Origin of the sequence: Malonomonas rubra (genome assembly GCF_003247215.1) — a bacterium.
Lineage (GTDB): Bacteria > Desulfobacterota > Desulfuromonadia > Desulfuromonadales > Geopsychrobacteraceae > Malonomonas > Malonomonas rubra_A.
The window spans coordinates 1-12,255 of the sequence record NZ_QKAP01000041.1; the positions used below are offsets into that span (position 1 = coordinate 1).

Genomic DNA, 12,255 nt, shown 5'->3' on the forward strand with positions numbered 1-12,255 from the left:
TTGCGCTTTTGAGAAATGCAGGCAGTAGATTCTGGCGCGCTGTCATCCACTTCCCTAAAATTCTCAATAAAACGGGAACTGGAAGCTCGTTATGGGGAGCCTTCCGGGATAAGCTCGGCGCGAATTTTGGGGAGGTGCTGAGGATACTGCTGCTGCAGGAAGTCGAGCAGTTTTTCCCGCACCTCGCACCGGAGTTCCCAAGCTGCCGAGGAATTCTTAGCGCTCATCAGGGCACGTAATTCGACCGTCTGCTTGGTCGCATCGGTGACATGCAGCTTGCAGAGTTGCCCATCCCAGTAGGGACTTTCCTGCAGAATCTCCTGCAGTTGTTCGCGGACCGCTGCGACTGGGAGGCTGTAATCTGCGTGAAGGGTGACCGTAGGGAGCAGATCGGCAGAAATTCGGGTCCAGTTCTGGAACGGCTTCTCCAGAAAATAGCTGGTCGGAACCACCAGGCGTCTTAAATCCCAGATCCGGACGACGATATAGGTCAGGGTGATCTCTTCAATCCGTCCCCACTCCCCTTCTACAATCACTACATCATCGATCCTGACCGGCTGGGTCATTGCGATCTGCAGGCCGGCCAGCAAAGTCGCGATCGACCTTTGCGCGGCAAAGCCGATGATGATTCCCACCACTCCGGCCGAGGCGATCAGGCTGGTGCCGAGTTGCCGGATGTTGTCGAACATCATGATGATTGAGGCGCTCGCCACCACACCGATGATGATCAGGAAGATTTTGACCAGGATGTTCAGTTGGGTGTGGATTGCCCGAGCTTTTAGATTATCGCTGACGGTGGTGTCGTAGCGGGTCAGGATGAAATCCCTTCCGGTCAGGGTGAAAGAGGTGGCCAGCCAAGTGAAAAGTATGATGAAGCTGATCGACAACAGCCGTTTGGCGATGGGAAAGAGTTCGCTCGGAATATCGAAGGCCGGCAGGGCGACAAAAATTGCCAACGTGGGCAACAGTAAAATCAACGGCACGCGGTAGCGTTGGCGGATTTTGAATTTATCGAGATTTTCCTGACGGTAGATGATTTTTTTCAAGGCTCTTGAAACTAGCCTGTCGAGCAGAAAGCCAATCAAGAATGCGCCACCCACGATTGCGATTTGCCACATTTCCTCCTCCTCTGGTTGCTTATCTATTACTGCTTAGCAAATACTGCATTCTTTGCAAGCGGGAACGGCAATATCCCAACCGAGGCGGTCATTTAATCGAGGACGATCTGACCATGCGGAAAGTTTTGCAGGGTTTGCTACCTCTACCGGGGGGGCAACGCAAAAGTAATTGCATGGGGGATGGATTAATTCATTGAAAAAAACAGACAGAAAACTTTAAATAGTGTCTTCGCGTGACGTTGTTTTCCGAAATTTATGGAAAGGCTACAGAGGCAAATGGGCAACAGGGTTCTACACGATTTGTCGCTCTTAAATGAGCTTAAACAATGGCACAGTGTTGACGATGTTGTTGTTGGGGGGAACTCGCACAGCTCCCTGTCGGAGGGCGAGACTGGGAGCATCGTGTTTTCCGGAACAATTTGTTGTGACCGCGCCGGCGGTTATGCGTCGATCCGTTCGGCCACCAACCTGTTTGATCTCAGCCGCTATCCCGGGATCGCTATCAAAGTAAAGGGCGATGCGCGCCGTTACAAACTCTCTTTGCGCTGCGCGACCGACTTTGAGGGAATTGCCTACCGGGTCGCTTTCCAGACCCGAAAAGAGGTTGAGCAGACGATCCGTTTCCGTTGGGATACCTTTGTCCCGACCTACCAGGATCGGGTTCTGGCCACTGCTCCCCCTCTCGATCCGTCGGAGATCCGCAGCGTCGGTCTGGTGGTTTCGAGCCAGGAATCTGGCTCTTTTCGTCTCGAGATTCTGCACATCGATGTAAATGACAAACGCTTGATGTAACGGTTGTGGGAGTCCGTGCCCGTTAACCTTCCCTCCGCTTTGTAGTGTCTTTCGGTAGTAGTGTTCCTGCCATTTTCCGTTTAGCACCTTTCTTTCCATTTTTATCGCTATAATTACCCAGATCCTTTGATTGAAGAGAAGTTCATATGTACTGCCTCGAACGGGAAATTATCCTCAATGCAACGAAAGAGCAGGTGTGGGAGTTCATGGCTACGCCGGCCAACCTCAACGAGCTGACTCCTCCCGACCTGCACTTTCAGATTCTCTCCGATCTGCCGGAAACCATGTATAACGGTTTGCTTATTCTTTATGCAATCCGTATCCCGCTGTTCGGCACTCGTCGTTGGCTGACCGAAATCAAGCACATCCGGGAGGGTGAGTCCTTCGTTGATGAACAGCGGCTGGGGCCTTATCGTTACTGGTATCATCAGCATTGGGTCGAGCCGGTTGGCGCAGCGCAGACTCGCATGACAGACCGGGTCACCTACCAGTTGCCGTTCGGTTTGGTCGGTCGTTTGGTGCACAAGATCTGGGTGAAACAAATGTTGACAGACATTTTTGCCTATCGAGCCGAAATGTTGAAGGCACGGTTTGGTACAAAGAAGTAAATATTGGGTTTAAGTTTAAGTCACTTATAACTGAAACGGTTTCAGGCAACATTATTCGTCCAAAAGGAGTTTTGATTTGGATGAGCAATTGCCGTAAGAAACCAAAAGAATAGATTCGACAAGGTCGGAGGAAGAAATTACCGGAGTCCGAAGGTCTTGCAGTTGAAGATTGCCCTCCCGGCCCTTCTGGCCCTACGGCTGGTACAGAAGTTAGAGATTGGGAGAATGCTGAGGTTGCCGCCGGGCTCGATCAAGAGTCGCTTGCTGAAATGGGTAAAGTGCAACGGCTGCCATATTTGTTGATCACATTATTGCCCGGTAGCGCTGGTGGTCATAAAATCTATCTGGATAAACGTCTGCCAACCGGTCTTTATGCTCTTTTCTTTGGCCTGGAATCCCTAGGCTGATTGCGCTGATTGAATCTGTTCCCAGTTCGATTTTGAACGATGAGGAGTTTGCGAAAAGGGCTCCCGCGCCGGAGAAAAAGCAGTTCTACCTTTCAATTGGTTTGCCGGTGTTTGCAATTCTGCTCTATCTGCTCATCTTTGTCTGAATCTTTTCCGGTGAAAATTTGAGCTACAACGAGATTTTCGCTGAAGATGCTCATGTCTGCCGTAATGTCTTGGAGGGATATTACCAACAGAAGCACAAATTCCCTGCTTCGGCACAAAAGTTGGTGCACTTTGGCTGCCGTAGCTCAGGAAATGTCGCCTTGTTCGTGCTGCCCAAGAATAACCATTATGTTGAGGTCAGCTATCATCAAGGCGACAAAGTCCATCTTGCCGCCTGAATCATCCTTAGCCGCAGGTGCTGGATAAAGGGCAGGCTGCTGCAGAATTAAGCAATGTATTCAAGATCGTCGAAGAGGCAGATGGTGTTGCGCTGATCAGTCAATAGAGCCCAGTGTTGAAGGTACTGTATGATGGTGAGAGGAAAGACTGAGCAAAATTATTCAGCGGAATTTTCCGTCCTTGCTCAAATAATGACCCTGTATATTCTGGTGCTGCCGGGTGCAGGAATTGTCTGGGCGAAGCAACCTGCAGCGGGTTATTTTTATCAACAGGAGCAAACCGTACCGACTACCGGAAAACCTTGCTCGAGCATCTTCGGCGAAATCAGCAGCGGCAAAGGGGATGGTGTTGGGCCCGCCTATGAAGATTTGCTTGCAGAAGCTTTTACCATGCTGGTGTTACCTACGCTTCAGCGAAAGAAGTTTCGAGCAGGGTGATTATAAACGGGCCATGTATGCGTTTGATTTGATCGCTCCCAATAAAGAAGCAGCGTGTTTTTATCAGCAGGTAACCAAACAACCGCAGGCAGATTAGCGGAAGGGCAGGCTGTTGGTGCTGCGGAAAAAACTGCACCAAACAAGCCGAGCGAACCGATTGCCCTGGCTCTTTGGCTAGGTTTGTACGACAAAGTGAAAACGCTGCAGAATAAAGATCCTGGTCAGATTGCGTTGGCGTCTAGATTTGGGCTGATTCCTGCAGCTTTGCAGGCGATGAAAAAGGAAAAAATTCTGAAGTAAAATGATGGGGCATTCCGGCCCCGTTTTTTTATCAATATGCTGCAAAGCCCGACCTTTTTAGTCGGATACTTACTGCGTTTAAGTCAAGCAGTCGGCTATTTTTTGTGCACATTTTGTGTGCATGCGGAAAAGAATATCTCACATCAAAATGCTTCTCCAGGGTCGTTTGTTTTTATTAATGAAGTTAAAAAACATATTCAAAACAAGGTCTTGAAGTTTTTTTTTTGATGTTGGCATAGCCCCTGCTATGAGGGGATGCCGTAACACGAAAGCAAATCACGACGTAGTGACCTGCTTTTCAATTACGGCAATGAAGCCCAAAAGAATCGATCATTAATTGGATTCTCTTTTGGGTTTTTGTTTACGACAACAGACGAATTCGAATGCGGCGCCACGGTGGAGCTGCTTCGGGCAATGGAGCCCTACTTCGAATGACATACAAGCGAAGTAGGGTTTTTTAGTTTCAAAATTTGGTTGAATCGGTAGATCGCCCCAGACACATCAATGAGGATGCCGCCTCGGAGAGTAACAGCCGATTTTTCCGCAAACACTAAACACACGAAAAGAGAGGAAGAGAATCATGGAAAAGTCAAAAAAAATGCGTCAAATTGCAATCTACGGTAAAGGCGGCATCGGTAAGTCCACCACCACCCAGAACACTGTCGCTGGTCTGGCTTCCCTGGGCAAGAAGGTCATGATCGTCGGTTGCGACCCGAAAGCTGACTCCACCCGTCTGATCCTCCATGCAAAAGCTCAAGAGACCGTTATGGACAAGGTTCGTGAGCTTGGCACCGTTGAGGACCTGGAGTTGGATGATGTGTTGAAGTACGGTTACGGCGATGTCAAATGTGTTGAGTCCGGTGGTCCTGAGCCGGGTGTCGGTTGTGCCGGCCGTGGTGTTATCACCGCTATCAACTTTTTGGAAGAGGAAGGCGCTTACACTGACGACCTCGACTTTGTCTTCTACGACGTTCTCGGCGACGTTGTTTGCGGTGGTTTCGCAATGCCGATTCGTGAGAACAAAGCTGAAGAGATCTACATCGTTGTTTCCGGTGAGATGATGGCTATGTACGCTGCCAACAACATCTCCAAAGGTATCCTCAAGTACTCCACCAGCGGTAACGTCCGCCTTGCCGGTCTGATCTGTAACAGCCGTAACACCGACCGCGAAGCCGATCTGATTGAAGCCCTGGCAGCCAAGCTCGGCACCCAGATGATCCACTTCGTTCCGCGTGACAACCAGGTTCAGCGCGCCGAACTGCGCCGGATGACCGTTATCGAGTACTCCCCGGAGCACAAGCAGGCTGACGAGTATCGGACCCTGGCTCAGAAGATTAACGACAACAAGATGTTCGTTGTTCCGACCCCGCTGGAGATGGATGAGCTGGAAGAACTGCTGATGGAATTCGGCATCATGGAAGTGGATGACGAAGAGAACGTTGGTAAGGCCGAAAACGCTTAATTAAGCGGCACTTTTCTGTCCTGACGAAAGGCCACGGCTGGTTTGGTTGAGCGGCGCAGGGTTGCTGCGCCGCTACCCACAGTTCCCGTGCGCATCGTCAAGGCGAAAAATCCCTTGCTCTTGAACCAGCAAGGCATAACCCGGCAATTTAAGGAGTTAATAATGGCTGAAAAAGTAGAACTCAAAACAGTCGAGGGTGTCACTAAAGAGTCGACCCAGTCGATAATCGATGATGTCCTCGCACTTTATCCTGAAAAAGGAAAAAAGAAGCGTGCGCCGCACCTGGCTCCCAACGACCAGCTCTCCGGCAAGGCTTGCGTCAACTCGAACAAGAAGACCGTTCCCGGTGTCATGTCGGCCCGTGGTTGCGCCTACGCCGGTGCTAAAGGGGTGGTCTGGGGCCCGATCCGCGACATGGTGCATATCTCCCATGGCCCGGTCGGTTGCGGTTGGTACTCCTGGGGTACCCGCCGTAACCTGGTGACTGGTCAGCTTGGCGTCGACCAGTTCGCAATGCAGTTCACTTCCGACTTCCAGGAACGCGACGTTGTTTACGGTGGCGACAAGAAGCTGGAGAAGCTGATTCATGAGGCCAAGGAACTGTTCCCGCTGGCCAAGGGTTTCTCGGTCCTTTCCGAATGCCCGGTCGGTCTGATCGGTGACGATATCAACGCCGTCGCCAAGCGGGTCGCCCAGGATCTCGATACCCCGGTTATCCCCTGTAACTGTGAGGGTTTCCGTGGGGTTTCCCAGTCGCTGGGACACCATATCTCCAACGATACGATCCGCGATTACATCATCGAGACCCGCGAGTTTGAAGAGCCGATCGGTCCGTACGACATCGCCCTGATCGGTGAGTACAACATCGGTGGCGACGCCTGGTCGACCAAGCCGTTGCTGGAAGAGTGCGGTTTCAACGTCAAGGCGGTCTGGACCGGTGACGGTGAACTGGAGAAGATCGCTGCGACCCACCAGGTCAAGCTGAACGTCATTCACTGCTACCGTTCCATGAACTACATGTGCAAGGTCATGGAAGAGAAGTACGGGATTCCTTGGATCGAACTCAACTTCTTCGGCCCGTCCAAGATCAAGACCAGCCTGCGCAAGCTCGCCGAGCTGTTCGACGACACCATCAAGGAGAAGGTCGAGGCGGTGATCGCCAAGTACGACCCGCAGATGCAGGCGATCATCGAAGAGTACAAGCCGCGCCTTGATGGCAAGAAGGTCATGCTCTATGTCGGCGGTCTGCGTCCTCGCCACACCATCGGTGCCTATGAGGACCTCGGCATGAGCTGCGTCGGTTCCGGTTACGAGTTCGCCCACTCGGACGACTACGACCGTACCGCTCCGGAGATGCCTGAAGCGACGGTGGTCTTCGATGACGCCTCAGAGATCGAACTGGAGAAGTTCGCCGAAGAGATGAAACCCGACCTGGTTGGCTCCGGTATCAAAGAGAAATACATGTTCCAGAAGATGGGTGTGCCGTTCCGTCAGATGCACAGCTGGGACTACTCCGGTCCCTACCATGGCTACAAGGGCTTCCCGATTTTCGCCCGCGACATCGACATGGCGATCAACAGCCCGACCTGGAACCTGGTCAAGAGCCCGTTTTAATCCCGTAGGGGCGGACCAGTGTGTCCACCCTCGGTAAAAAGTGATAAGTGGGCGAACATGTCGGTTCGCTCCTACGAGACAGACGAATTTTTGCGACGGGAGACGGATGAGTCCCCGCGCAGAGGAGATAGATAATGGCTAACAATTTAGGACTTGCCGTCAAGCCGGTCACCGAGACCCCGGAGTCCGAGAAAAAACGGGTCGCGGAGTGGATTAATACCGAAGAATACAAAGAACTCAACTTCAAGCGTGAAGCGCTGGTGGTCATGCCGCCGCACACCTGCCAACCGCTGGGTGCCGAGCTTGTTGCTCACGCTTTCGAAGGCTCGCTGCCGTTCGTACACGGTTCCCAAGGCTGCGCTTCGTACTATCGTTCGACCCTGAACCGCCACTTCCGTGAGCCGGCACCTGCAGTTTCCGACTCGATGACCGAAGACGGTGCCGTGTTCGGTGGGCAGAACAACCTGCACGAAGGTTTGGAAAACTGTATCGCTCTGTACAAGCCGAAGATGGTCTCGGTTTTCACCTCCTGCATGCCGGAGATTATTGGTGATGACCTGACCTCATTCATCAAGAACGCCCGTAACGCTGGGCTCGTTCCCGAGGAGATGCCGGTTCCGTACGCCAACACCCCGAGCTTCAACGGCTCGCACATTCACGGCTACGATGCCATGCTGCTGTCGATTCTGCAGACCCTGACTGATGGGAAGAAGGTCGAAGGCCGCTGTACCGGCAAACTCAACCTGATTCCTGGTTTCGACGCCAACACCGGTAACTTCCGCGAGTACAAGCGGATTTTCTCCGAGTTCGGCATCGAAGGACTGATCCTCGGCGACATCTCCGATGTATTTGATTCGCCGCTCGACGGTGAATACCGCACCTACCCCGGCGGCACCCCGCTGGAAGACGCTGCCGACTCGATCAACGGCAAGGCGACCATCACCGTAGGTCCCCGCTCTTCGGCCAAGACCTTCAAGTGGGTCGAGGACAATTACGCAGGAACGAATGAGTCGATGCCGATGCCGCTCGGTATCGCCAACACCGACGCATTCCTGATGAAGATCGCTGAGCTGACCGGTCACGAAGTTCCGGAGAGCCTCAAGGCCGAACGTGGTCGCGCAGTTGATGCCATGACCGACGCTCACCAGTACATCCATGGCAAGAAATTCGCCGTCTATGGCGACCCGGATCAGCTGATGGGTTACATCTCCTTCCTGTTGGAGATGGGTGCTGTTCCTTACCATGTCCTGATCAACAAGGGCACCAAGAAAGTGGCCAAGGAAGTTCAGGCGCTGCTCGACAGCTCGCCGTACGGTGCAAAGGCAACGATCTACCACAAGCACGACCTGTGGCATCTGCGCAGCCTGCTGATGACCGACCCGGTCGACGCCATCATCGGTGATACCCACGGTAAGGGCCTCGCCCGCGATGCTGGTATCCCCCTGTTCCGTTTCGGTTTCCCGATCTTTGACCGCGTCAATCTGCATCGTCGCCCGATCATCGGATACCAGGGCGCTATCAACATGCTGACCGAGATCTGCAACAAGTTCCTCGATATCACCGATGAGACTTGTGATGAACGTCACTTCGAGATAATGCGCTAAAACTAAACATTGAAAAACACCACCCTCCCCCTTAGCGGGGAGGGCTCAGGTGGGGGTGAAAAGATGATTCGCACCCGTCGATTTGAAATTGTCTCTGGGAAAAAGAATAAAGGATTAAGCATGAAAGTCGCATTTGCCAGCACCGATAAAATCCATGTCGATGAACATTTCGGCCATGCGGAAGAGTTTTACATCTGGGAAATTGGCCCTGAAGTGGCCGAGTTTTCCGGGGTTATTCAGGTTCAGGCGGACGAAGGGGATGTCGATGACAAAATCGAAGCCCGTGCCAACGTCCTGGCCGACTGTGCCATCGTTTATGTTGGCGAGATCGGTGGCCCGGCGGCAGCCCGGTTGGTGCAGAAACGGATCCATCCACTAAAAAGCAAGGAGCGTGAGCCGATCGCCGATGTGGCCGCCAAATTGCAGGAAGTGATGCAGGGGAATCCCCCGCCGTGGATGCGCAAGGCGATGATGAAGAGTTAGCAGTGTAGGGGCGAGAGATATCTCGCCCGCGTCTAAAAACTGGCGAGCCATGTCTCGCCCCTACAAACAATTATCAGGAGATTTACAAATGGCATTAATCACCGGAACTACCTACGGGGGTGAGACTTGGACCCCGACTTTCGTCGAGGCCATCGACGACGAAAAATGTATCGGCTGCGGCCGCTGTTTTAAATCCTGCGCCCGCAAGGTGCTCGGTCCCGAGGAACTGGAAGACGAAGAGTCCGAATCCTTGCGCATGGTTATGACCATCGTCAACCAGGACAACTGTATCGGTTGCGCCGGTTGTGGCGTGGCCTGCCCGAAGAAGTGCTTTAGCTTCAGCACCAAGGAAGCTTAACAGGAGACGCGTATGCTTATCGCAGTCGCATCGAAAACTGGAACTGATGTTGATCAGCATTTTGGTCACGCTGAACGGTTTCTGATTTACGATTACGGTGGCGGCAACCCTGAACCGGTAAAAGAGGTCACAGTCGAAAAATACTGTACCTATGATCCTGATAACCCTTTTCGGCATTCGCAGTTCGACGGTATTGCTGAAGCCCTGAAGGGGTGTAAGGTGGTGGTCACCGCGATGATTGGTGAACTGCCGAAACAGGAACTGCAGAAAGTCGGTATCACCCCGGTTGTGACCAAGGGGCCGATTGCCGATGCTTTAAAGTTTGCGCACGATTCAGTTTGTGGCGGGAACTGCAAGGGCGGCAAGCGTGCTGCCGGAACCTGTCAGCATTCTTGAGTAAGGTGAATTAGGAATCCTTCCAAATTCCAGAGATGCAATGGCCAATGGCAAGGGCTGGATTCGCTCAGAGGGGGCGATCCCAGCCCCTTTTTTTGTCTGCTTAGCACTTGTCGCTCGCCAGGGTGCACATCCACTTGGTCTCCTTTTTCACCAGGCTGCACCATTGGCCGGTTTTTTTCTTACAGTAATCGTTCTCGAACGGGTCATCCCCCTCATGACAACCTTTGTCTTTGCTGGTCTTCAAGGGTTCTAACCCGTGCGGGCAATTAGTCGATGTCTTTCCCGATTTTATAACCACCCATGTCGGTTCTCCTTTGTTCCTCCAGGTTTTTAATCCCTCGGGCTAGAAAAAATCTCTCTATTGATTCAGTAACATATGGGTATTGTCATGAGAATTTGTTTTCTGCAGGAGGTAGTGGGTGGTCAAGTATACGGAGAGTTTGTAACCTGCCGATATCCCGTAATCAGTTTGCTCTTTTTTTGCACAAAGCTTAGGCAGAATGTTTTTTGACCTCCTGCAAAACCCCTGATTTAGCGCTTTTCAAAAGTTGGCATGGCCTATGCTCTACTGTGAAATCAACAATTGATGTTATTTCGGGATACGATGATGTCTCCCACCATATACAGGCAATGAGGTCCCGCGAACATTGAAGCGTTCTGTGGGGGCTCTCAATTTTAAAACAGTTAGCAAGGGCGCTTTCGAAAAGTTTCATTCGGAAGCGTTTTTGCGATTGAGGAGACGAACCATGGCAACTGGATGCCCGATGATGAAGATGAAGCGTGAGACCGATCACCCCTGCTTCGGCGGTGACCACAGCAAAGCGGGACGTATTCACCTGCCGGTCGCTCCGGGGTGCAATATCAAGTGCGGTTTCTGCGAGCGCAAGTTTGATTGTGCCAACGAGAGCCGCCCCGGGGTCACCAGCAAGGTGCTGACTCCCGAGCAGGCGGTGCGCCGGGTCGAACTGGTCAAGCAGCATATGGAAAAGCAGGGTGGTCCGCAGCTGAAGGTGGTTGGCATTGCCGGCCCTGGCGATCCGTTAGCCAACCCGAAGACTTTCGAGACCTTCAAGCTGGTTCGCGCGGCTTTCCCGGAGATGACCCTCTGCCTTTCGACTAACGGGCTGCGGCTGCCGGAGAAGCTAGATGAAATTATCGCAGCTGATGTCCACAGCCTGACCGTCACCATCAATGCCCTGACCCCGGAGACCGGTGCCAAGGTGTATGAGTGGATTAACTTCGCCGGAACCCAAATCCGTGGTGAAGAGGCAGCCGAGATTCTGCTGATGGAGCAACTAAAGGGGGTTCAGATGGCCGCCAAGGCCGGGCTGCTGGTCAAGGTCAATCATGTCTATATCCCCGGCGTTAACGATCATGAAACCCTTGACCTGGCTGTGAAGGTGCGCGATCTGGGGGCGGAGATGATGAACATTATGCCGGTGATTCCGGTCGGTATGTTTAAGGATATCGAGCCGCCTTCCGAGGTAACCATGGAGTTGGTGCGCAATCAGGCTGAGCTGATCCTGTCGCAGGCCCGGCACTGCAAGCAGTGTCGCGCCGATGCCGCTGGCTTGGTCGGGCAAGATATCGATCTGGAAGCACTGGAAGCAGGAAAAAGACTGGCCAGTTGAGTCTGCGCCAACTTTTTAGCGGGGGAGCCAGTTTCTGGCGCCCCCGTATATCGATTTCTGCAAAGACGCAGAGGTAACAAATGATTCTCAACGTTGAGCTGATGAAAACTTTCGGGCGCTTCAATTTTGCCGCCGGTTTCCAAGTGGAAGGTGAGCGAATTGGTATTTTCGGTCCCTCCGGCAGTGGCAAGTCGACCCTCGGCAACCTGCTGGCCGGGCTATTGACAGCCGATGCCGGAAGTATCCATCTCAACAACCGTTGCCTGTTCGACAGTATCAGCAGGATCAACCTGAGTGCGGAAAAACGCAGGATCGCTGTGGTTTTTCAGCATGCTCACCTGTTCCCCCATCTGAATGTGCAGCGCAACCTGCTGTACGGATTCCGGCGGACAACAGCAGACCGGCGTAAACTGAAACTTGAGGAAGTCGCGGCGGCGCTTGATATCGGCCGACTGCTAGACCGGAATGTCGGTCAGCTCTCCGGCGGTGAAAAGCAGCGGGTCGCCTTGGGACGGGCGCTGCTTGCCTGTCCAGATTTGCTGATCCTCGATGAGCCGTTGAGCGCTCTAGACAAGAATCTGAAAGAACAGATCATTCCCTACTTACGAAAAACCCTGCGGCGCTTCGATATCCCCTATCTTTACATTTCCCATTCGCT

At 52.7% G+C, this 12,255-nt stretch carries 15 protein-coding genes; 13 read left to right on the forward strand and 2 right to left on the reverse strand.

Annotated elements, in window-relative coordinates:
- Positions 1-89 precede the first annotated feature (89 nt).
- The gene (locus tag Q7J88_RS04035; RefSeq protein ID WP_303720871.1) at positions 90-1,118 is read right to left on the reverse strand and encodes a mechanosensitive ion channel family protein; all 1,029 of its coding nucleotides are present in this window, start codon (positions 1,116-1,118) and stop codon (positions 90-92) included.
- A gap of 276 nt (positions 1,119-1,394) precedes the next feature.
- Here Q7J88_RS04035 and Q7J88_RS04040 point away from each other — a divergent pair, with 276 nt between their 5' ends.
- The 11 genes from Q7J88_RS04040 to Q7J88_RS04090 all read left to right on the forward strand — a co-directional run bounded on the left by Q7J88_RS04040 (position 1,395) and on the right by Q7J88_RS04090 (position 9,963).
- Positions 1,395-1,910: a CIA30 family protein gene (locus tag Q7J88_RS04040; protein WP_303720872.1), complete on the forward strand. Its 516-nt coding sequence runs from the start codon at positions 1,395-1,397 to the stop codon at positions 1,908-1,910.
- A 146-nt stretch (positions 1,911-2,056) separates the two neighbouring features.
- Positions 2,057-2,518, forward strand: coding sequence for an SRPBCC family protein (locus tag Q7J88_RS04045; protein ID WP_303720873.1), 462 nt, complete (start codon positions 2,057-2,059; stop codon positions 2,516-2,518).
- Between the two features lie 571 nt (positions 2,519-3,089).
- Complete coding sequence (locus Q7J88_RS04050; protein WP_303720874.1) at positions 3,090-3,308, forward strand: hypothetical protein; 219 nt, start codon at positions 3,090-3,092, stop codon at positions 3,306-3,308.
- Between the two features lie 129 nt (positions 3,309-3,437).
- The gene (locus Q7J88_RS04055; RefSeq protein ID WP_303720875.1) at positions 3,438-3,746 is read left to right on the forward strand and encodes a hypothetical protein; all 309 of its coding nucleotides are present in this window, start codon (positions 3,438-3,440) and stop codon (positions 3,744-3,746) included.
- Between the two features lie 54 nt (positions 3,747-3,800).
- A complete protein-coding gene (locus Q7J88_RS04060; RefSeq protein WP_303720876.1) occupies positions 3,801-4,046 on the forward strand; it encodes a hypothetical protein in 246 nt (81 codons plus the stop codon).
- Between the two features lie 580 nt (positions 4,047-4,626).
- Complete coding sequence (gene nifH, locus Q7J88_RS04065) at positions 4,627-5,508, forward strand: nitrogenase iron protein (RefSeq protein ID WP_303720877.1); 882 nt, start codon at positions 4,627-4,629, stop codon at positions 5,506-5,508.
- A gap of 162 nt (positions 5,509-5,670) precedes the next feature.
- Positions 5,671-7,122, forward strand: a complete 1,452-nt coding sequence (gene nifD / locus Q7J88_RS04070) for a nitrogenase molybdenum-iron protein alpha chain (RefSeq protein WP_303720878.1) — start codon at positions 5,671-5,673, stop codon at positions 7,120-7,122.
- A 134-nt stretch (positions 7,123-7,256) separates the two neighbouring features.
- A complete protein-coding gene (nifK, locus tag Q7J88_RS04075; protein WP_303720879.1) occupies positions 7,257-8,726 on the forward strand; it encodes a nitrogenase molybdenum-iron protein subunit beta in 1,470 nt (489 codons plus the stop codon).
- A gap of 120 nt (positions 8,727-8,846) precedes the next feature.
- Complete coding sequence (gene nifX, locus Q7J88_RS04080) at positions 8,847-9,209, forward strand: nitrogen fixation protein NifX (protein WP_303720880.1); 363 nt, start codon at positions 8,847-8,849, stop codon at positions 9,207-9,209.
- An 88-nt stretch (positions 9,210-9,297) separates the two neighbouring features.
- Complete coding sequence (gene fdxB, locus Q7J88_RS04085) at positions 9,298-9,567, forward strand: ferredoxin III, nif-specific (RefSeq protein ID WP_303720881.1); 270 nt, start codon at positions 9,298-9,300, stop codon at positions 9,565-9,567.
- 12 nt (positions 9,568-9,579) lie between these two features.
- Positions 9,580-9,963: a NifB/NifX family molybdenum-iron cluster-binding protein gene (locus tag Q7J88_RS04090; RefSeq protein ID WP_303720882.1), complete on the forward strand. Its 384-nt coding sequence runs from the start codon at positions 9,580-9,582 to the stop codon at positions 9,961-9,963.
- Positions 9,964-10,066: 103 nt separating this feature from the next.
- On the opposite strand, the gene Q7J88_RS04095 is transcribed toward Q7J88_RS04090, so the two are convergent.
- Complete coding sequence (locus tag Q7J88_RS04095) at positions 10,067-10,264, reverse strand: hypothetical protein (RefSeq protein WP_303720883.1); 198 nt, start codon at positions 10,262-10,264, stop codon at positions 10,067-10,069.
- 448 nt (positions 10,265-10,712) lie between these two features.
- On the opposite strand from Q7J88_RS04095, the gene Q7J88_RS04100 reads away from it, so the two are divergent.
- Entirely contained in the window at positions 10,713-11,597 is an 885-nt protein-coding gene (locus tag Q7J88_RS04100) for a radical SAM protein (protein WP_303720884.1), read from the forward strand.
- Between the two features lie 80 nt (positions 11,598-11,677).
- Positions 11,678-12,255: ATP-binding cassette domain-containing protein (locus Q7J88_RS04105; protein ID WP_303720885.1), on the forward strand; the 578-nt coding region annotated here is incomplete at its 3' end.

Bases quoted from the DNA above. Each gene is read 5' to 3' on its own strand.
- Q7J88_RS04035 (WP_303720871.1), bottom strand. From the start codon at position 1,118: ATGTGGCAAATCGCAATCGTGGGTGGCGCATTCTTGATTGGCTTTCTG.
- nifH (WP_303720877.1), top strand. From the start codon at position 4,627: ATGGAAAAGTCAAAAAAAATGCGTCAAATTGCAATCTACGGTAAAGGC.
- nifD (WP_303720878.1), top strand. From the start codon at position 5,671: ATGGCTGAAAAAGTAGAACTCAAAACAGTCGAGGGTGTCACTAAAGAG.
- Q7J88_RS04055 (WP_303720875.1), top strand. From the start codon at position 3,438: ATGATGGTGAGAGGAAAGACTGAGCAAAATTATTCAGCGGAATTTTCC.
- Q7J88_RS04045 (WP_303720873.1), top strand. From the start codon at position 2,057: ATGTACTGCCTCGAACGGGAAATTATCCTCAATGCAACGAAAGAGCAG.
- Q7J88_RS04090 (WP_303720882.1), top strand. From the start codon at position 9,580: ATGCTTATCGCAGTCGCATCGAAAACTGGAACTGATGTTGATCAGCAT.
- Q7J88_RS04040 (WP_303720872.1), top strand. From the start codon at position 1,395: ATGGGCAACAGGGTTCTACACGATTTGTCGCTCTTAAATGAGCTTAAA.
- Q7J88_RS04100 (WP_303720884.1), top strand. From the start codon at position 10,713: ATGGCAACTGGATGCCCGATGATGAAGATGAAGCGTGAGACCGATCAC.
- fdxB (WP_303720881.1), top strand. From the start codon at position 9,298: ATGGCATTAATCACCGGAACTACCTACGGGGGTGAGACTTGGACCCCG.
- nifK (WP_303720879.1), top strand. From the start codon at position 7,257: ATGGCTAACAATTTAGGACTTGCCGTCAAGCCGGTCACCGAGACCCCG.
- nifX (WP_303720880.1), top strand. From the start codon at position 8,847: ATGAAAGTCGCATTTGCCAGCACCGATAAAATCCATGTCGATGAACAT.